Genomic DNA, 20,796 nt, shown 5'->3' with positions numbered 1-20,796 from the left:
AACCATGGGTGCGCTTCTCAAGTTTCACACGGCCGACGTCGCTCCACCTGATCGGGCGCGATATTGGAACGAGATTGCGGATCGGGCCTTCACCGGCACATTCGTCAACGTGCCCGGAGAAGACTTCGCGGGGAAGATGCTGTCGTGGCGCGTCGGTGAACTCGACATGATCCGCACGGATTCTTCCCATTCGGCAGTAGGTCGCAATCCTCTGCCGCAGGATGACGAGCGCCTGATCCTCCACCTGCAATGCCGCGGCAACAGCGAGCACACGCAGGGGCGCCAGGAATGCACGCTCCTGCCGGGTGACTTCGTTCTGGCAAGTCCTCATCAGCCCTATTCGATCCGTCTCACCGGCCACGAACTGCTCGTGGTCGAGTTCCCGCGAGCGCCTTTGGCCGAGCGCTTTTCGGGGATCGACGATGCGCTGATGCAGCGCATGTGTGGCGCGACACCTGGCGGGCGCGTGTTCCACGATTTCCTGTTGTCATTGTGGCAGCAGGGCGAGCGCGCCGCAGAGGATCCGGAATGGGAAATCGGCGTCAACGCCGTATTCTATGACCTTGCCGCCATGGCCATGCGTGGAGCGCAGCGTCCATCGACCGACGCAGGCGAGGCCGATCTGCGCCGTCGCGTGTTGGCCATGGTTGCAGCCAACCTCGAGGACCCGGCCTTGCGCACAACATCCGTGGCAGATGCCTGCAGTGTATCGGTTCGTACGGTGCAGAACATCTTCGCGGCGATGGGGACCACGCCAACGGCCTACATTCTCGATCAGCGCCTGCGCCGCGCGGCCGACAGGCTGATGGCAAGGCCCGATGCCAGCATTACCGAGATCGCATTCGAGCTGGGTTTCAACGACAGCGCCTACTTCACGCGCTGCTTCCGTCAGCAGTTCGGCGCAGCTCCGCGCGACTGGCGGATGGGCAGAAAGACGCCAGCATGACGTAACGGAATGCTGCGCAGCATGATTTTTGCGCAGCAGTCCTTATCAGCTTGCGCGTGAGTGCAAGCGACCATTTTCGCCAGTGCCTATCAAGCTGGCGAGATTCCGGGGCAGGGGCCCCGCTCCGAAAAAACAGGGAGAGGAAAACCATGAGAATAGCATCGGTTTCCATTGCAGCCATGGCCGCGGCTCTTGCCGCGCCAGCGTTTGCGCAGGATCAGGCTCAGGCCGAAGACAACACCGGCGGCATCGCACAGATCGTGGTGACCGCACAGAAGCGCGCGGAAAACGTCCAGGACGTGCCAATCGCAATCACTGCATTTACCGCTGGCGCGCTCCAGGAACGCGCAGTGGGCGACGTTTCAGCGCTTTCCGGCATCACCCCCAACGTCACCCTTGACGCATCAACCCCGTTCTCCGGTTCGAGTGCCGTGCTGGGTGCGACGATCCGTGGCATCGGCTCGTCCGACTTCGCGTTCAACATCGACCCTGCCGTCGGTGTCTATCTCGATGGCGTCTATCTTGGCCGCTCCATTGGTGCCAACCAGGACCTGCTCGACGTCGAACGGATCGAGGTCCTCAAGGGACCGCAGGGCACTCTGTTCGGCCGTAACACCATCGGCGGCGCGATCTCGATCGTGACGCACACGCCGGGCAAGGAATTCCACGTCAAAGGCGACGTGACCGTCGGCCGCTTCAATCGCGTTCAGGCCCGTGGCCTTGTCGACATTCCGCTGACTGAAGGTCTCAGCTCCTCGGTCGCATTCGGCATTCACAAGCGCGATGGGTTCCAGAAGCGCATCCCCTATCCTAATGCCGGCGCGAACGACAGCTTCACACAGTTCCCTGCCTCGGGCTATGAAACCCGCAGCCGCCAGGGCGGCGACAATTCGTGGAACCTGCGCGGCAAGCTGCGCTGGGACAATGGCACCAGCTTCCGCGCAACGCTGAGCGGTGACTACACCAACATCGATCAGGACTCGACTGCGAACACCGTCCTGGCCGTCACGCCGATTCCCGGACCGTTCGCTGGTGTTGCTGCCAACAACATCCCCGGCACCGCACTTGACGTCGTGACGGGCAGCTCGGGCTTCCTGTTTGCTGGCCTCTACAATTTCTGCATCGGCGCCACTGCAGCTCAGATCGCAGCACGCAACGCCACCGCTCTTTGTGGCCCGCGTTCCAGCGTAAGCGGCTACAATACCATCCCCGGTCTCGCCAGCCGCAATGTCGACGGCGATCCGTTCAACAATCTGCTGCCCTACGACGGCCGCTGGGTGAACACCGACAAGGACACCACTTACGCCAACGGCAACAACTTCTCGAAGCTGAAGCAGTGGGGCCTTGGCCTCAACCTTGAGTATGACCTGTCCGACAACGTCATGCTCAAGTCGATCACTTCGTATCGCGAAGTCGATTTCAAGGCAGGTGTCGACCTAGACAACTCCCCGCTGCCGATGCTGCAGACCAGCTTCATCGTCGATCAGTACCAGTTCAGCCAGGAAGTCCAGCTGACCGGTTCGGCGATGGACGGGGCGCTGAACTTCGTGCTCGGCGGCTATGGCTTCAAGGAAAAGGGTGATCTGCGCGACTTCGTGACCTTCTCGGCCGGCTTGTTGCAGGTTGATGGTCCGGGCAAGGTAGATACCGAAGCCTATGCCGGCTTTGGCCAGATCGACTGGCGTGTCAGCGACCTGATCGGCATTTCCGTCGGCGCCCGCTACACCAAGGAGAACAAGCAGTACGACGGCGCGCAGGCTGACGTGAACGGCTTCAACTACAAGCTGTTCAACTGCTTGGCCACCGATCCCGCAACCGGCAATCCTACCGCGGCCTGCGCCACGGCGGTCGGCTTCCCGATCCCGTCGCAGCCCTTCCGCTACTATCCGACTGCGCCAAACAAGCAGACGTTTGACGACTTCTCCTACAAGCTCGGCCTGCAACTGCATCCGACCGAAGACGTGATGGCCTACGGCTCGTTCTCGCGCGGGTACAAGACCGGTGGCTGGACAACCCGTCTGTCCAACCCGCTTCCGGTCGCTCCGACCTTTGGCGAAGAAATCGCCGAGACCTTCGAAGCCGGCGTGAAGTCGACGCTGCTGGACCGCAGGCTGCAGCTGAACGCTGCAGTGTTCACCACGAAGTACAAGGGCATCCAGCTGAACTTCCAGCAGGGCGTCTCGCCGACCATCCAGAACGCCGGCGATGCTCGCATCAAGGGTTTCGAAATCGAAATGGTTGCAGCCCCTGCCGATGGTTTCACCATCACTGCGTCGGCAGGTCATCTCGATGCCTACTACACGAACGTGCTCGCTCCGGCGCAGGTTGCACCGAATCCGTTCCAGCTCGGCGTACAGAAGGGATCGGACCTGCCCAAGGCACCTTCGTGGAAGTTCAACGTCGCGCCCCGCTTCGAGATGGCCGTTGGCGATGGCAAGATCGTCGCGCTGGCTGACTGGACCCACACCACCGGCATGCGCAACGACACCGAGGGCACGATCCTGCTGCTGCGTCCGACGACCGACATCGTGAACGCCAGCCTGCAGTACCAGGCGCCGGAAAACCAGTGGAACCTCACGGTCGGCGGCACCAACATCACCAACGAACGCTATCTCGTGACCGGTCAGGCACAGATCGCGGGCGGCCAGATCTACGGCACTTACAGCCGTCCGGCCGAATGGTACGTCAGGCTCGGCTTCGAGTTCTGATAAGCTGAACGATTTGCGCGGGCGGGGTCGTCACCCCTTCGGCTTCGCCCGCGTTGATCCTTACGGAGAGAGCATATGCCTGAAGCGGCGCACACGGAATTCTGGAAGGACATAAAGCCGGTCGACAAGGTCTTCCGCGAAGGCGGCCTGCCGGAAGTCTACATGCCCAAGATTGCCGAGGGCGACGAACGCTACTGGGTGCCGATCTCCGAAACGGTATTTTCCAAGCCCGTCTGGATCAGCCCGGCCAAGAACATGTGGGCGGATGTCCTGATGAGCAAGCAGGCGGGTCTCGTCAACCGCCACTATCACCCGCACCCGATCTGGGCCTACACCATCAGCGGCAAGTGGGCCTACCTCGAGCACAGCTGGACCGCCACGGCTGGGGACTTCGTCTATGAAACCCCGGGCGAGAGCCATACCCTGGTCTGCTACGAGCACGAGGACCCGATGAAGGTCTTCTTCGTCGTCTCCGGCCCGCTGATGTGGCTCGATGAAGAGGGCAACACTGTCGGCCACTACGACGTGTTCGATTACATGAAGGCAGCGCGCGAACACTACGAAAAGGTCGGCATCGGTGCCGACTACGTTGACACGCTGATCCGTTGAGAGGACCTGTACAATGAGCACCGCCACCGTGATGACAGCGCCGCCCTCGGACAAGGCTGAGATTGTCGACGTTCCTTTCGCACACAAGGAGCTGGTCCAGCGCCTCAGCCCCGGCGGTCGTTACATCGACGCGCAGACCGACGTCGACAGCCCTTGGGTGCCGTTCGGTGACAACGCCGCGATCAAGCACCTCGCATTCGACGTGCGCCAGAACCTGTTTTCGAACATTCTGTGGGTGAAGGGGCCGGGGGTTATCGGCACCCACTTCCATCGCGGCACCATCACCATGGTCTGCCTCGAAGGCAGCGTCCGCTACCTCGAGTACGATTGGGTTGCCACCCCCGGCGGCCTGATCCTCGAAACGCCGGGCGAGAGCCACACCCTCGTCACCGACCATCCGGAAGGCTGCAAGCTGTTCGGATGGATGCAGGGCCCGATCGAATTCTACGATGAGAACGCCGTGCTCGTTGATACCACCGACGTCTGGTGGTTCATCAACCACTACGAGACCTACTGCCGCGAGAACGGCATCGCCATCAACCCCAAGCTCTATCTCTGAGGACGCCATGGGCACCATGACTGCGCCCCCTTCCGGCGCATACAAGATCGTCAACGTCCCGGAACTCTACGGTGATCTCATCCGTGCCAAGGGCGTCGAGGGCACATACGTCGGTTCCTCCGAAGTCGAGAGCCCATGGGTTCCCTTCGGCGACAATGCAGCGATCCGTCACCTCGCTTTCGACGTCCGCGAGAACGTCTATGTCAACGTGCTGTGGATCAAGGGGCCGGGCGTGATTGGCACCCACAAGCACCGCGGCAAGGTCTGGGCGATCGGCCTCGAAGGCTCGTTCCGTTACCTCGAATACGACTGGGTTTGCCGCCCCGGCGATTTCATCACCGAAACGCCTGGCACGGCACACACCCTCGTGACCGACGACCCGAATGGCATGAAGGCGCTGTTTCACATGCAGGGCGCGAACGAGTTCTTCGACGAGCAGGGCAACCACGTCGAGACGCTCGACGTGTGGTGGTTCATGAACCACTACGAAAGCTACTGCCGCGAGCACAATATCGCGATCAACCCCGCCCTCTATCTCTGACGCGGCGATCGTGGGCGAGGAGAGGGCACCGGTTCCACGGCTCGGGCAGGAACCACGGGGGACGTACCTCCGCAACACGTGGTATGTGGCTGGCTGGGCGAGCGATCTGGGTGCAGAACCGAAGCAGCGCACGTTCCTCGAGGAACCGGTCGCCCTGTTTCGTGACGCGGATGGGGTAGCGCACGCGATCACCGGTCGCTGCCCGCATCGCTTTGCGCCGCTCGGTCATGGCACGGTGGTCGATGGCGCGCTGATGTGTCCCTACCACGGCCTGCGCTTCAACGGTGCGGGCCATTGCGTCCACAATCCGCACCCCGGCGGCCAGCTGCCCGACGCAAACCTGCAGGTTTACCCGCTGGTCGAGCGCCATGCCCTGCTGTGGATCTGGATGGGTGACACGGCCAAGGCCGACGCGTCGCTGATCCCGGACTTCTCATGGCTCTCGGACCCGAGGTGGGAGGCCGTACGCGGCGCAACCGTCGCCGAGGGGCACTACGAGCTCTACAGCGACAACATTCTCGATCTCAGCCACGCCAACTTCGTCCATCCCGCACTTGTCGCCAGCGCTTTCACCGAGGGCGAGCGCAAGTTCTGGCAGGATGGCAATAGTGTCTTCGCCGAATACGTCCGCCTGAACGACCATCTCTCGGTCGGCATTGCCGCGGTCATGGGCACCGAAGGACGCAGGCAGGATTTCTACGGCCTCGTCCAATGGCACGCGCCCGCCGTGCTCTACTTCGACTTCCGCGCCGGAGATCCCGGCACCCCGCGCGAGCAATGCACGCTGCTGCCCTCGCTCCATGCCTTCACGCCGGAAACGCCCGACACCACGCACTACTTCTGGGCAACAGCCCGCGACTACAAGCTGGGCGATGCCGAGTTCACCGCCGCCATGCGTGGCGCGCTCGAATTCGCGTTCGAGCAGGAAGACATGCCGATCATTCGCGACAGCCACCGCCTCATGCGCGGGGCAGACTTCTGGGATCTGCGCCCGCTGATCCTGAATGGCGACGGCGGCGGCGTCCGCGCCCGTCGCATGCTGCAGCGCCTGATCGATCGCGAACAACAATCAATACAAGAGGATGCCAATGAGAACGCTCGACAGGTTTGACATCAAGGGCCGCTCAGCGCTCGTCACCGGCGCCGCATCGGGCATCGGCCTCGCCTATGCCGAAGCCATGGCTGAAGCCGGCGCTGCCGTCACCCTGACCGACATAGACGCCGATGGTGCCGCCCGCGAAGCCGCCCGCCTGCGCGCCGAAGGCTATGAGGTCCGCGCCGACCGGCTCGACGTGTCCAGCTGGGACGATGTCGTCGCTGCCTTCGACGCCCACGACCGCGCCTATGGCGGTCTCGACATCTGCTTCGCCAATGCCGGCATCGATACGGGTGCCGGCTTCTGGAATCCTGCAGGGCACCGCAACGAGGACGGACAGGTCGACACTTACGACCATAACCGTTGGGACCGTTCGATCCAGATCAACCTCAACGGCGTATTCTACACCGTCAGCAATGCCGTGCGGATCATGAAGAAGGAAGGCCGCGCCAACGGTCGTACCGGAGGTTCGATCATCACCACCGCCTCCAATGCCGGCCTCGTCACCGAACCGATCGTCGGCCTGCCCTATATGCCCGCCAAGGCTGGCGTGCTGCACATGGTGCGCGCCCTCGGCCTCGAACTCGCCGAGTTCAGAATTCGCATCAACGCCATCGCCCCCGGCCCCTTCGTCACCAACATCGGCGGTGGCTGGCTTAAGAAGGATCCTGTTGCCCGCGCCGCGTGGGACGCCATCGTCCCGCTCGGCTCCGTTGCCGAGACGGACCAGCTCAAGCCGCTTGCGCTGCTGCTCGCCTCGGATGCGTCGGACTACATGACTGGCAGCCACGTGGTGATCGACGGCGGCATGATGCTCGGCAAGTACAAGTAAGGACACCGCCATGCGCGCCGCCGTGATGCAGGGGCTGCACAAGCCCCTGGCAATCGAGACCATCGCCGATCCCACGCCGGGGGAGGGCGATGTCGTGGTCAAGGTCGGCCGCTGCGGCATCTGCGGTTCGGATCTGCACATGACCGAGGACCCGGCTTACGGCCAGGGCGCCGGTTCCGTGCTCGGCCATGAATTCGCGGGCGAAGTCGTTGCTCTCGGCAAGGGCGTGGAAGACCTGCGGACCGGCGATCTCGTCTCGGTCATCCCGCTGCAAAGCTGTGGCCAGTGTCACGCCTGCCGCGCTGGGGAAGTCCAGTGGTGCGAGAAATTCGGGCTTCAGGGCGGCGGCTATGCCGAATACGCCCTGACTCGCCCGAACCAGTGCATGCGCCTTCCATCCAGCGCCAGCCTCGCCGACGGCGCGATTGTCGAACCGCTGGCCGTCGCGCTTCATGGCGTCGCGCTCAGCCGAATGAAGATCGGTGACCGTGTTTTGGTCCTCGGTGCTGGCCCCATTGGCCTCGCTGTCGCCTTCTGGGCACGGCGGTTCGGGGCAGGGCGCGTGGTCGTGCAGGACCTTGCCGAATGGCAGCGCGATCGGGCGCTACGGATGGGCGCACACGATTTCGTCGTCGATCCCGCCGACCCCGTCGGTAGCGCTGAGAAGGCGCTGGGTGGCAAGGCCGATGTCGTGTTCGAATGCGTCGGAGTTCCGGGCCTGATCGCCCAGGCGGTTGATCAGGTCCGCAACGATGGCACGATCACGTTGCTCGGGCTCTGCACCCGTCCCGACAGCTTCAACAGCTTCGCCATGCTGTCGAAGCAGGTGAAGCTGGTAACGTCCGCCTTCTTCACGCGGCAGGAATACGAAGCTGCGCTCGATGCGCTTGATCGCGGCGCCGCCGAACCGCGCCTGCTGGTGACCGACACGATTTCGCTCGATGCAACGCCCGACGTGTTCGAAAGCCTGCGCAAGCGCACGCATCAGTGCAAGGTGCTGATAAGTCCCGGCGAATAAGGCGTCGGGCAGGAGATTATGACGATGGCAATCACATCCTTTGCCGGCCGCAATGCCTTCATCACGGGCGGGGCTTCCGGCATAGGCCTCGGGATTGCCAAGGCTCTCGCCAAACGCGACGCATTCATCATCATCGCCGATTTGCGGCCAGATCACATCGGTAAGGCCCTCAGGGTACTGGCGTCCGAAGGTCTCGGCGAAAGCGTGATCGCCATGGAACTCGACGTTACCGACCGCCAGGCTTACGCCGAAGCAGCACGGCGTCTCGACGACGAACTGGGCGGCGTGGACATTCTGGTGAACAACGCTGGTGTCGGGGTAGAAGGGCCGGTGCTCGAGGCAACTCATGCTGATTGGGACTTCGGCCTTGGCGTCAATCTCGGCGGCGTGGTCAACGGCTTGCAGGCGGTCCTGCCGCAGATGATCGCGCATGGGCGCGGCGGCCATGTCGTCAACACTGCCTCGCTCGCGGCAACGGTTGTAATGCCGGGGCACCTTGCGATCTACGCCGCCAGCAAGGCGGCCGTGCTGAATCTGTCCGAAAACATGCGGGCCGATCTTGCCGCCAAGGGCATCGGCAGCAGCGTCCTCTGTCCGGGCTTCGTGCGCTCCAACATTCACGAGGCGGCCCGAAATCGGCCAGCGCATCTGCGTGAGAGCAGCGGTTTCGCTGCATCCGAACAGGCCTTGGCAGAGCGCGTCGTCGGCAGCGACTGGATGGACCCTGATCTCGTTGGCGAAATGGTCGCGGATGCCATATTCGCGAACGATCTCTACATCGTCACCCATGGCCAGTTCGCAAATCGGATGCGCGAGCGCGCCGAGGCCGTGTTGGCGGCCACGCCCGAAAGCGCCCTCCAGTTCTGATTTAATCACAATTTCCCCGGTGGCGACATTCGGCAAGCCCATATTGCAATCGATTGTTGTTTTTGCTCTGCGCATGTGACATGGTTGTTCCAACGGGTCCGTGAACCCGACGGGAGAGTTCGCGCATGCACGAAGGAAACAGTATCCGCAGGCCGCATCTGCCACTGGCGCGGATATTGGAAATGAATCTCGGCTTCCTTGGCCTGCAGTTCAGTTTCGGCCTGCAGCAGGGCAACATGGGGCCGATCTACAGTTACCTCGGCGCCGACGAATCCCAGCTACCTATGCTCCAACTCGCGGGCCCGATTACCGGCCTCCTGGTGCAGCCTATCATCGGCGCGATGAGCGATCGGACCGCCAGCAAGTGGGGCCGCCGCACCCCATACTTCCTGATCGGCGCGGTGCTGTGCTGCCTCGGCCTGTTCTTCATGCCGCTTTCCAGTTCGATCCTCATGGCGATGTCGCTGCTGTGGATCCTCGATGCCGGCAACAACATCACGATGGAGCCCTATCGCGCCTATGTCTCTGATCGCCTGAACCCGGATCAGCGCCAGGCCGGCTTCCTGTCGCAGAGTGCATTTACCGGTCTCGCCCAGATGCTGGCTTTCCTCACGCCGTCGCTGCTCGTCGGCTTCGGCATGAATCAGGACTGGGTCGACAGCCACGGCATTCCCTACACCGTGCGCATCGTCTTCATGATCGGCGCTGTGCTGTCACTGACCACCATCCTGTGGTCGGTTCTCCGTGTCCCCGAACTGCCCCTGACTGCCGAGGAAGTGGCCCACATCAAGGCGCAGCCCAAGGGCGCCTGGGCCACCCTGCGCGAAATCGGCGAGGCGATTGCCGACATGCCGGTGGCCATGCGCAAGCTCGGGCTGATGAGCCTGTTTCAATGGGTCGGAATGTCCGGCTACTGGACATACGCCGTCTATTCGATCAGCCGCACGGTCTATGGCACCGCCGATGTCCATAGCAGCGCGTTTCACACGGCAGTCCTGACCAACGGCGAAGTTGCGGCGTTCTATAACGCCATCTCGTTCGTCACCGCTTTCGCAATGGTGCCGCTGGTCAAGCGGATCGGGCCGGGGCCGCTTCACGCGCTCTGTTTGTTCGCTGGCGGCGTGGGGATGTTCCTCCTGCCCAACGTCACGGACAAGGCCCTGCTGTTCCTGCCGGCAATCGGCATCGGGCTGGCGTGGGGCAGCATCATGGGCAACCCTTATGCGATCCTCACCAACTCGATCCCGCCGCAGCGCACCGGCGTCTACATGGGTATATTCAACATGATGATCGTCATCCCGATGCTGCTGTTTGCGGTGGTGATGAGCAGGCTCGACCTCGGCTTCGTGTCCATCGGCTTCGATGCCTACAAGCTCGCGCTCGGCGGCGATCCGCGCAACATGCTGATGTTCTGCGGTGTGTCGCTGGCGCTGGCGGGGCTCTCGGTGCTGTGGGTCCGCGAAGGCCGGGTCAGCGCGATGCCGCAGGCGGCGGTTGCAGCCTGATGTCGCACCCGATTGTCCTGAATGCGGGCGACGGCTCGCTGGTCTGGGACGCGCCAGACGGCGGGTCTCCTGTATGGCGCCACTTTGGCCCCACGGTAGCGGTCGATAGCCTGCCGCTGCTGGCCGAAACCCGCGGCCCTGCATCCTACTCGCTCGACGAGGACGTGCCGCTAAGCGTAGCACCAGTCTCTGGCTTGGGTTGGTTTGGGCCGGAACTGCTGCGGGTCAGCCGGAATGGTAGTGCGCTACCAGTGGCATTTACCTCCTGTGAAATCACGGAAAGCCAGAACGCGGTCACGCTGCGGCACCGCGACGAAATTGCCGGTGTCGAACTGAGGCAGGTTTTCGAGGTCGCCGGCACAGCATACGTATGCCGCAACAGCCTTCACAACGCTGGCGCTGAACCTTTCACCGTGGACTGGCTGGCCAGCGCGCTGCTTCCACTCACTGCCACTGCCCGGGAGATCCTGTCCTGGCGCGGCCGCCACAATGCGGAATTGGTCGAGTGCCGCGAAGCCATGCCGCAGCAGACTTGGGCACGCGAGGTCCGTCGCGGTATCTCGGGGCACGGCGGTCCGGGCGGGGTCTACGTTCTGGACGAGGGCGCCACACTCCACACCGGCACCGTCCGCGCGCTGCAACTGGCATGGTCCGGCGACAATCGCATCGCCATAGAGCGCGACGACGAGGGCTTCTGGACCCTCAGCGCCGGCGCCTTGCTCCAGACGGGGGAAGTAACCCTTGCGCCGGGCGAGAACTGGACAGCGCCCGATTCCATCTTCGCAGTTTCCACCACCGGGCGAAACGGTGCAGCATCGGCATTTCACGATGCGGTACGCGCTCGGCTGCAGTGGCCGGACGGCGCGATGCGGCCGCGCCCTGTTCACCTCAATTCCTGGGAAGCCTGCTACTTCGATCATGACGAAGAGCGCATCGTCGCTCTCGCCGAAGCGGCTGCATCGGTCGGCGTGGAACGCTTCATCCTCGACGATGGCTGGTTCCGCAATCGCGATGACGACACTGCCGGCCTCGGTGACTGGACGCCCGATCCTCGCAAGTATCCGAACGGTCTCAAGCCTCTGGCTGACAGGGTAAATGCTCTGGGCATGGAATTCGGGCTCTGGGTTGAGCCGGAGATGATCAATCCCGACAGCGACCTCTACCGCGCACATCCCGACTGGGCATTGTCGCTGCCGGGAAGGGCAAGTCCAACGGCGCGCAATCAATTGGTGTTGGATCTGCGACGCGAGGACGTTCGCGACTATCTTTTTGGGTGTCTCGATAGGCTGTTGACCGAGCTTCCGATCACCTACCTCAAGTGGGATCACAACCGCGATCTTGCGCCTGCCGGTGGTGCCGCTCAGCTTCGTGGAGTCTATGCTCTGCTCGCGAGAGTTCGCTCTTCGCACCCGAGAGTTGAGGTAGAGTCCTGCGCCGGCGGTGGTGGCCGGAATGATGCCGGAATGGCCGACTTCTGCCACCGCTACTGGACCAGCGACAACATCGATGCCGTCAGTCGGATCGGCATACAGCGCGGATTTCTCTCGTTTTTACCGCCCGAAGTGATGGGATCGCACATCGCCGCGAGCCCGGCGCACGCCACCGGTCGTCGTCACTCGCTTGCCTTTCGTGCCGCGATGGCAATGACCGGCCACCTCGGCGTCGAAATGGACCCGCGCACCCTTTCCGACACCGAACGCGCCGAACTGGCGGACTGGATTTCCTTTCATAAACAATGGCGTGACCTGCTCCACCAAGGCCGCGTCTGGCAGGGCGAGAGCTCAGACGGAGTCCTCTGGCAGGCGCAAGGCCGCGAGGACGAACTCCTCCTGTTCGTTATCCGCGCAGAGCCGCCAGCGGATCGCCGACCTCAGCCGGTTACCCTGCCTTTTTGCGGAAAATCAGGGGCTTGGGACGTTCGGCTGCTCCGCATTGCCGGTGGCGAGGGTGGCCATGCGGCTCACAGCGCACCGTTCTTCGAAGCCATGAAGTCAACGCCCCAGAGCCTGCCAGCCAGCTGGCTCAGCAACGCCGGCCTGCCCTTGCCCCCGTCAAAGGCAGAGACCGTGTCCATCTTTCACATGCGCAAACGCGCCTGAAGTTCTTTTCGAGAAAGCTTGCAATGTCCCAAATTTCCGTTCCGGTTCAGACTGATGCTGCCTTTGGTGCAAGCCGCTGGGCGCCGTCTGGTTACGGCAATCCGCCCCGGATTCCGCTGATCGGCAAATCCGATGTCGTCCGCCTGTTCGATCACCTCGACCTGTGGGACTGCTGGCCGCTCGCACATGAGGACGGACGAACGGCTGAGCACAACGGCCGGAACTGGTGGTTTTTCTTGTCGTCTCCGGTCTTTGCTGACCCGGTCGAGCGCCACGGCCACGCGCGTATCCGTCTGATTTCATTCGGTAACGATGGCTGGACCGATCACGGAAATGCCTTTCCGGACGGCTTCACTCCGGGAAGCCGCGAGTGGGCGGGCTCAGCCGTTTTGATGGACGACGGGCAGACCGTACAACACTTCTTTACCGCCGCCGGCCGCCGCGGGGATCCACAGGAAACTTTCGAACAGCGCCTGTTCGTGAGCGAGGGCACGCTCAACGCCGATGGGCCCGGATCATGGCGCGAGCCGCGCGAAATCGTCGTGGCCGACGGGGTCCGTTATGTGCTCGACCGGCAGGACAGGGGAGCACCTGGCCAGATCAAGGGCTTCCGCGACCCTGCCTGGTTGCGCGACCCGGCCACGGGCAGGGCGCATATTCTGTTCACCGGCAGCGCGGCGTGGTCAGATCACCCCTTCAACGGGAACATCGGGATCGCAACGTTGCAGGAGGGTGAGTGGATTCTCGGTGATCCGCTGATCGATGCAGTTGGCGTGAACAACGAACTCGAAAGACCGCATGTGATCGCGCGCGACGGGCGATACTATCTCTTCTGGTCGACCCAGACGCATACTTTCGCGCCCGAGGCAGTGGCGGGACCGAACGGCCTTTATGGAATGGTTGCCGACAGCATGGCTGGGCCGTGGCGACCGATCAACGGCACCAGTCTGGTTGCCGCCAACCCCGACGCGGAGGCGAAGCAGTCCTACAGCTGGTGGGTTACCGGCGAGGGCGTGGTGTGGAGCTTCGTGGACTACTGGGGCATGGAAGGCCGCACCACCGCCACGAACCCCGAGTTGCTGCGCAGCAACTTCGGCGGAACGCCAGCGCCCCGTTTCCAGCTGCGGTTCGATGGCGACAGCGTGACCGTCGCCTGAAACCTCAGGCGCTTTCGCGCTGGATAAGCTCTGGCTGCATGATTGTGGAAGGCGCGTCTTCCCCGGCGATGCGTCGGCGCAGGGCATCGACCATGGCGCGAGCGCCCGCAGCAATTTCCTGCCGCACGGTCGTCAACTGCGGCACCATGCGCGTGGCGATGGGAAGATCGTCAAAGCCGGTCACGGCAACCTGATCGGGCACGGAGATCCCGTGCTCATGGAGGATGCGAATCGTCGTCATCGCGATGATATCGGACGCACACACGATCCCATCCACAGCACCGTCGAGGTCGGCAAGGTGGCTTGCGATCTGCGCTGCCATTTCCTCGCTGGCGAGATGGGTGGGGAAGCACACCAGGGATGCGTCGAGCGCCTTGGCGACTTCCTGCTCCACGCCGCGCTGGCGTTCCGCGATCTCGGGACCGTTGGGATCGCCGAAAAAGGCCAGGCGCTTGGCCCCACGCGCCAGCAATCTCCGTGCCGCAAGCGCGCCGCCAGCCGCGTTATCGACGCCCACTGTGCATTGCGCCTGTCCCTCACGATGGCTGCCCCATACAACGAGAGGGCGGTAGTGTTGCGCGACGCGCTCGATCACGTCGAATTGGTTGGACTGCCCAATGACCAGCGCGCCATCAAGCATGCCGGAATCGACGATCCGGTCCAGCCATTCGTCGTCACCGGGTATGACGCGCGACAGCATGAGGTCATGGCCGCTTTCGGTAAGTTCATCGGCCAGGTAGCCGAACAGGGTCATGAAGAATGGGTCGGAAATGTGCTGCCGCCGCTCGTGACCGAGCGGAATGACCACGCCGATCACTCCGGTTTGCTGCGTTCGGAGCCGCCGCGCCATCTGGTTCGGACGAAAGCCGTGCTCGCGCGCCAGTGCCTGAATACGCTCACGCGTCTCCTTGTTGACGAGTGACTTGTCGGCCAAGGCGCGGGAAACGGTTCCGGCAGAGACGCCTGCTATCCGCGCAAGCTCTGCAATGTTCCTGATCTTGCCGGGTTTTTTCACATCGTCCATGTAGTTTGCATGTCCTGCACAAGCGCTTCTGCGCGCGGTCATGCGCAACGCCCCTCGCGAGATTGATGCGATGTTATCGGCGCGCGTGTCAATGATTTAGGTGGCTTGGAGATCGGTGAGGATGGGCATGGTGTGGCGTATTGAGCACAAGTTTCTGCAAGTATGCAATCGATTGCCATTTCGTGTTGCAAACGATTGTAGTCGGTCTTAGGGAGAGGGTGACTGATTCCTGCAGACGCTGCAGGAGCATCTTGGTGGGAGGAAATATGAAGCTTACACCCCTCTACGGCTGTGCCTCGCTTGTCGCGCTCTGCAGCGCGATGACGGCCATGCCCGCATTCGCACAGGACGCTGCGCAGGCTGACAGCGCCGAAGCCGCACCGGAGACAACCGGTCTCGACGCAATCGTCGTGACTGCTTCGGGTCGCGACAAGACCCAGCTCAACAGTGCAGTGTCGGTCAGCTCGATTTCGTCGGAGACCATTCAGGCCATCCGTCCGACTTCGGAAGCCGAAGTGTTCCGCGCCATCCCGGGTATCCAGGTTGCCGGTACCGCCGGCCCAGGCGGTAACTCGAACATTGCTGTGCGTGGTCTTCCGGTCGCCACTGGCGGTTCGCCGTTCGTGCAGATCCAGGAAGATGGCCTGCCGACCGTTCTGTTCGGTGACATCCAGTTCGGCAACAACGACTACTGGACCCGCTTCGATGGGTCGGTGCAGAATATCGAAGGTGTGCGTGGCGGCTCGGCGGGCACCTTTGCTTCGCAGGCACCGGGCGCGGTCATCAACTACATCAGCCACACCGGCAAGCAGGAAGGCGGCTTCGTCTCGATCAATCGCGGCCTCGGCTATGACGAGACCCGCGCCGACTTCCGCTATGGCGGCCCGATCAACGACACGATGTACTTCCACATTGGCGGTTACGTGAAGAACGGCCGTGGTCCGCTTCATGCCGACTACACCGTGTCTGACTCGTTCCAGATCAAGGGCAACCTGACGAAGGAATTCAACGAGGGCCGCGGCTATTTCCGTCTGAACTTCAAGGTGGCCGATACGCAGGAGCCGAACTACACCGGCGCACCCGCACTTGCCACGATCACCGGCAAGAAGGTGACCAACATCCGCCCCTATCCGGGTTTCGATGGTCGCGACTCTTCGAACTACTCGATCTACAATCAGGACTTCCTGATCTACAATCGCGAGGGCAACCTCGAGCGCGTGAAGATGGACGGGATCACCACCAAGGCGCAGTCCTTCGGTGGCCAGTTCCACTACGACTTCGATGGCGGCATCACTGTCGACAACAACATGCGCTACACCAACATGAGCGGTGCGTTTGCCTCGCCGTTCCTCAACACTGCGCTCACCTCGTCGGTGCTCGGTTCGACCGTTAACGGCAAGACGGTTGCTGCGATCCGTTATGCCAGCGGTCCCAAGGCCGGGCAGCTGTTTACCGACCGCTATCTCGACAACAACGTCAACGTCCGCACCAACATCCGCGACATCGGCAGCTTTGCCAATGACCTGACCCTGGCTGGCAAGTTCGACGTCGCCTCGGGCAAGCTGACCACCCGCGCCGGTTTGTTCTACATGAACCAGAAGATCGCGATGGACTGGCACGTCAACAAGTCGCTGCGCGAACTGAACGGTGACAACCCCTCGCAGCTCGACCTGTTCGACAGCGCGGGCAACAAGCTGACCCAGGCCGGTACGTCGGGCTATAACAACAACTGGGGCGAGTGCTGCGCTCGCGATTACGACCTGTCGTATGCAAACACGGCTCCGTACCTCTCGCTCGATTTCGACCACGATCAGTTCGGGCTCGACGGTTCGGTCCGCTTCGAGCGCATCAAGTCGACCGGATATGCCATCGGCGGCGGGGCCGAGTTCCCGATCAACAGCAACGGCGTGACCATCCCTGCGATCACCGCGAATGGCGTTCGCGAGAACCTGAACTACACCCGCAGTTACACCTCGTGGACCGTGGGCGGCCTGTTCAAGGTCACGCCGAACGTGACGATCTTCGCCCGCACTTCTCGCGGTGGCCGCTTCAACAGCGACCGCCAGACCCTAGGCGGCAAGATCCGCAACGACGGTGCTCTGTGCCGTGCGAGCGACATCGGCAAGAATGGCTGCTCGGCAGATGGCGTGACGCCTTCGGTTGACTTCGTCACGCAGCACGAACTGGGCATCAAGAGCCGTGGCGATCTGCTCGGTGGGCAGTTCACGATGGAAATGACGCTGCTCAAGGGCAACTTCAAGCAATCGACCTATGAGCTTTCGGCCACGCGCTGCCCCGGCGGTTCTGGCGGTTGCGTCATCGACGCCAAGTTCAAGTCCACCGGTGCGGAATTCTTCGCAACCTATCGCAATGGTGGCTTCAGCTTCGTCGGCAACGCCACGTACTCGAAGGCCAAGCGGCAGTCGGCAGGCGCCACGTCCTACACGCGTTCGCCGAACCTGCCTGACCTGATCTACACGGCATCGGCCAACTACGACATCGGCGATATCGCCACTGTCGGTATTGCCATGACCGGGCAGACCAGCGCGATCGACGATGGCGGGTTCGAATATCCGGGCAAGGCGATCTTCAACCCGTCGCTGCGCGTCTATCCGATGAAGGATCTCGAACTCGGCCTGCAGGTCTACAACGTGTTCGATACCTTCGACCTGCGCGGCAACGGCGGCATTGCTGATCCGACCACCAACCCGGTCGTCATCGGTGGCGCTCCGGCACTGGGCCGTACGGTCTCGGCTTCGGTCCGCTACAACTTCTGATGCTGGCGGGGGAGCGCGCGTATCGCGCTTCCCAGCCACTTCGGGTCGCATGAGGGAGGGGCGGGGCGCAAATCGCGTTCCGCCCTTCCGTTCCAATATCGCCGCAAGAGCGATAGGAAAGAAGGGACGCCAACGAGAGGCATGCCGGAATGAGCAGTATCGCATGAGCAACCCTGATCTGATGATCCGCTCTGTCGCCGTGATTGGTGGTGGCACCGCAGGATGGATGACTGCTGCGGCCTTGGCGCAAGCGCTGCGGCACAATTGCAGCATCACGCTGGTGGAGTCCGAAGAAATCGGCACTGTCGGCGTGGGCGAGGCGACTATCCCGCCGATCCGCACCTTCAACGAGACCCTGCAGATCGACGAGCGCGAGTTTGTTCGCAAGACCAAAGGCTCTTTCAAGCTGGGCATCGAGTTCGTCGACTGGGGCAGCCTTGGCAACAGCTATTTCCATCCGTTCGGTCCGCACGGCCGGGCGTTCGATATCGTCAACCTGCACCATTACTGGCTGCGGGCGCGCGAAGCCGGTGAGACTGCGCCGTTGGACGAACACTCGATGGCTTGGGCACTGGCAAAGGAAAACCGCTTTGCTCCGCCGATGCCGGATCAGCGCAATGTGCTGTCCACCTTCGATTATGCCTATCACTTCGACGCCGGACTCTACGCGAAGTTTTTGCGGGAGTACTCCGAAGCCAAGGGCGTCACGCGCATCGAGGGAAAGGTTGCCAGCGTGCAGCAGAACGCCGAAACCGGCTTCGTCACGGGGGTGACGCTTGATGACGGTCGCAAGATCGAGGCCGAGTTGTTTGTCGACTGCTCGGGCTTTCGCGGCCTGCTGATCGAAGGTGCGCTCAAGGCCGGCTATGAGGAATGGACGCACTGGTTGCCGTGCGATCGGGCCATGGCGGTGCCGTGCGAGAATGCCTATCCCTTGACGCCCTATACGCGGTCGACCGCGCGGGAAGCCGGGTGGCAATGGCGCATTCCGCTGCAGCATCGCACCGGCAACGGCTATGTGTTCTGCAGCCAGTTCCTGTCCGAGGACGAGGCGGCGGAGAAGCTGTTGTCGCGCCTTGATGGAAAGGCGCTGGCAGATCCGCGTCCGCTGCGTTTCGTTACCGGACGGCGCAAGTCGTTCTGGGAGAAGAACGTGATCGCAGTGGGTCTGTCGAGCGGATTCATGGAGCCGCTGGAGTCGACCTCGATTCACCTGATCCAGGCCGGCATCTCCAAGCTGCTTGCGCTGTTCCCCGACCGCACCTTCGATCCGATGGTGATCGAGGAGTACAACCGCATCGCCATCAACGAGTACGAGCGGATCCGCGATTTCCTGATCCTGCACTACAAGCTCACCACGCGCGATGATTCCGAGCTTTGGCGCTACTGCGCAGCGATGGATATTCCCGATACGCTCAACACCAAGATCGAGCATTTCCGTCGTTACGGCCGTCTTGTGCAGCGCGATGCCGACCTGTTCGGCGCGCCGTCTTGGCTGGCGGTGCATATCGGGCAGGGCAACATTCCCGAGCGGACCGATCCGCTCGCCGACTACCGCGGAATCGACGGACGCGAGTGGCTGGGCAAGCTCCGTGCCGCCATGCACCACGCAGCGCTTCAGCAGCCTACCCACGAGCAGTTCATCCAGGCCAACTGCGCAGCATGAGCGAGGCGCAAGCCCTGTTCCAACGCGCCATTGCCTTGCGCGAAGTGCAGGACCTTGGCGGTGCGCTTGACGCGATCCTGCTGGCAGCCAAGGCCGTTCCGAACGATCCAAACGTGGCGCTGGGGCTCGCGCAGATCTCGTTCGAGGCCGGGCTGAATGCTGCGGACCTCTATGCCGATGCTGCAAGATTGCAGCCCCAGCGGATAGACCTTCAGCGCAGCCGCGCCGCAGCCTTGGCGGCGGAAGGACGGCTGACAGAAGCAGAAGCTCTACTGGAAACCGTGTTGGCCGCCAATCCCGGTTGGATCGAGGGCCATCGCTGTCTTTGCGGAATGCGCGCGACGGCCGGCGATCCGGACTTTGCGCGCAGCTTTTCTGCCGCGATCGAGCGCGATCCGGCCAACTTCGGCCTGAGGATGGCGTGGTTCCATGTGCTGGCCACGGCCCGGCAATGGGAAAGCGCCCGCGCTGTCATCACCGACGCCGAAGCGGCATTGGGCGAACGCCAGGCATCGCTGCTCGGCAAGCTGTTCCTTGCCAGCGAGAGCGGTAAAGCGGCTGAGAACGCGGCATTGTTCGACGGTGTGGAGCATGTTCAGGATGTCGGACTCGATCTCGCCCGCGTGAGGCACTTCCTGCGCGGCGGACAGATCGAGCGCGCGCATGACGTCTGTCTGCGCCACGCTGGCACTCCGCCGATGCGGGCCTTCTGGTCCTATCTCTCCCTCGCGTGGCGGCTCCTCGGCGATGCCCGCGTTGATTGGCTCGACGGCGGGATGCGCGATGTGCGTTCGTTCGATCTCGGCTTCAGCGCTGAAGAACTGGCTGAACTGGCACGAACGCTCCGTCAGTTGCACACAATGAACGAGCCATGGCACGAACAGTCCGTTCGCGGTGGCACCCAGACCGAACGGCCGCTGCTCCTGCGGATCGATCCCGTGATCGCTGCAGCAAGGAGCAAGATCGAAGCCGCAGTCGCGCGTTACATTGATGAATTGTCGCCGCCTGACGCCACACACCCACTGTTCGCCGCGCCGCGAGGCCGGTTCCTGTTCGCCGGCAGCTGGTCAGTGAAGCTGCGCCCCGGCGGCTATCACGCCACGCACACGCACCCGATGGGCTGGATCAGCTCCGCGCTATATGTGACCGCGCCGGAGGCGTCGCAGCGGGGACCGGCGCCGGCAGGTTACCTGCAATTCGGCAACCCGCCGCCCGAACTCGGGCTGGGGCTTGAGCCTTATGGCTCGGTTGAACCAAAGCCTGGCCGGCTCGTGCTGTTTCCCTCGACCATGTGGCACGGCACAGTGCCGTTCACCGACGGAGAACGAATGACCATCGCTTTTGACGTCGTTCCCGCCCAATCGATCCCCAATTCGCCCGACAAGGCCTGAG

Annotated in this window: 16 protein-coding genes; 15 read left to right on the top strand and 1 reads right to left on the bottom strand. The window is 62.7% G+C overall.

Annotated features, from left to right (window positions below; genetic code table 11):
* Positions 1-4: 4 nt before the first annotated feature.
* The 12 genes from HGI46_RS05740 (at position 5) to HGI46_RS05685 (ending at position 13,937) form a co-directional block, all read left to right on the top strand.
* Complete coding sequence (locus tag HGI46_RS05740; RefSeq protein ID WP_118073736.1) at positions 5-946, top strand: helix-turn-helix domain-containing protein; 942 nt, start codon at positions 5-7, stop codon at positions 944-946.
* A 149-nt stretch (positions 947-1,095) separates the two neighbouring features.
* A complete protein-coding gene (locus HGI46_RS05735) occupies positions 1,096-3,654 on the top strand; it encodes a TonB-dependent receptor (protein WP_168903441.1) in 2,559 nt (852 codons plus the stop codon).
* A gap of 75 nt (positions 3,655-3,729) precedes the next feature.
* Positions 3,730-4,263 (top strand): 2,4'-dihydroxyacetophenone dioxygenase family protein, encoded by a 534-nt coding sequence (locus tag HGI46_RS05730; RefSeq protein ID WP_118073737.1) that lies wholly within the window; start codon positions 3,730-3,732, stop codon positions 4,261-4,263.
* Between the two features lie 13 nt (positions 4,264-4,276).
* Positions 4,277-4,822 carry a 2,4'-dihydroxyacetophenone dioxygenase family protein gene (locus tag HGI46_RS05725; protein WP_118073738.1) on the top strand — a complete coding sequence of 182 codons (546 nt, stop codon included), beginning with the start codon at positions 4,277-4,279 and terminating at the stop codon, positions 4,820-4,822.
* A gap of 7 nt (positions 4,823-4,829) precedes the next feature.
* A complete protein-coding gene (locus HGI46_RS05720; RefSeq protein ID WP_168903440.1) occupies positions 4,830-5,363 on the top strand; it encodes a 2,4'-dihydroxyacetophenone dioxygenase family protein in 534 nt (177 codons plus the stop codon).
* Positions 5,364-5,373: 10 nt separating this feature from the next.
* A complete protein-coding gene (locus HGI46_RS05715; RefSeq protein ID WP_206065547.1) occupies positions 5,374-6,474 on the top strand; it encodes an aromatic ring-hydroxylating dioxygenase subunit alpha in 1,101 nt (366 codons plus the stop codon).
* Positions 6,452-7,291 (top strand): SDR family oxidoreductase, encoded by an 840-nt coding sequence (locus HGI46_RS05710; protein ID WP_168903438.1) that lies wholly within the window; start codon positions 6,452-6,454, stop codon positions 7,289-7,291. The genes HGI46_RS05715 and HGI46_RS05710 overlap by 23 nt, the downstream gene beginning before the upstream one ends.
* 10 nt (positions 7,292-7,301) lie before the next feature.
* The gene (locus tag HGI46_RS05705) at positions 7,302-8,309 is read left to right on the top strand and encodes a zinc-binding dehydrogenase (RefSeq protein ID WP_168903437.1); all 1,008 of its coding nucleotides are present in this window, start codon (positions 7,302-7,304) and stop codon (positions 8,307-8,309) included.
* A 24-nt stretch (positions 8,310-8,333) separates the two neighbouring features.
* On the top strand, positions 8,334-9,176 hold the full coding sequence (locus tag HGI46_RS05700) for an SDR family NAD(P)-dependent oxidoreductase (protein ID WP_168903436.1): 843 nt from the start codon (positions 8,334-8,336) through the stop codon (positions 9,174-9,176).
* 182 nt (positions 9,177-9,358) lie between these two features.
* On the top strand, positions 9,359-10,681 hold the full coding sequence (locus HGI46_RS05695; RefSeq protein ID WP_240946592.1) for an MFS transporter: 1,323 nt from the start codon (positions 9,359-9,361) through the stop codon (positions 10,679-10,681).
* Positions 10,681-12,780: an alpha-galactosidase gene (locus tag HGI46_RS05690; RefSeq protein ID WP_168903434.1), complete on the top strand. Its 2,100-nt coding sequence runs from the start codon at positions 10,681-10,683 to the stop codon at positions 12,778-12,780. The genes HGI46_RS05695 and HGI46_RS05690 overlap by 1 nt, the downstream gene beginning before the upstream one ends.
* 23 nt (positions 12,781-12,803) lie before the next feature.
* Positions 12,804-13,937, top strand: a complete 1,134-nt coding sequence (locus tag HGI46_RS05685; RefSeq protein WP_168903433.1) for a glycoside hydrolase family 68 protein — start codon at positions 12,804-12,806, stop codon at positions 13,935-13,937.
* Between the two features lie 4 nt (positions 13,938-13,941).
* On the opposite strand, the gene HGI46_RS05680 is transcribed toward HGI46_RS05685, so the two are convergent.
* The gene (locus HGI46_RS05680; protein WP_206065584.1) at positions 13,942-14,961 is read right to left on the bottom strand and encodes a LacI family DNA-binding transcriptional regulator; all 1,020 of its coding nucleotides are present in this window, start codon (positions 14,959-14,961) and stop codon (positions 13,942-13,944) included.
* Positions 14,962-15,227: 266 nt separating this feature from the next.
* Here HGI46_RS05680 and HGI46_RS05675 point away from each other — a divergent pair, with 266 nt between their 5' ends.
* From HGI46_RS05675 to HGI46_RS05665, 3 genes are all read left to right on the top strand, one after another.
* Positions 15,228-17,738: a TonB-dependent receptor gene (locus HGI46_RS05675; RefSeq protein WP_168903431.1), complete on the top strand. Its 2,511-nt coding sequence runs from the start codon at positions 15,228-15,230 to the stop codon at positions 17,736-17,738.
* 163 nt (positions 17,739-17,901) lie between these two features.
* Positions 17,902-19,404, top strand: a complete 1,503-nt coding sequence (locus HGI46_RS05670) for a tryptophan halogenase family protein (RefSeq protein WP_168903430.1) — start codon at positions 17,902-17,904, stop codon at positions 19,402-19,404.
* Positions 19,401-20,795 (top strand): putative 2OG-Fe(II) oxygenase, encoded by a 1,395-nt coding sequence (locus HGI46_RS05665; protein ID WP_168903429.1) that lies wholly within the window; start codon positions 19,401-19,403, stop codon positions 20,793-20,795. The genes HGI46_RS05670 and HGI46_RS05665 overlap by 4 nt, the downstream gene beginning before the upstream one ends.
* Position 20,796 lies beyond the last annotated feature (1 nt).

Source organism: Novosphingobium sp. ERW19 (assembly GCF_012641315.1).
Taxonomy (GTDB): domain Bacteria; phylum Pseudomonadota; class Alphaproteobacteria; order Sphingomonadales; family Sphingomonadaceae; genus Novosphingobium.
Note: the sequence above shows the minus strand (reverse complement) of the source record. Positions and strands in the feature narration are given on the sequence as shown.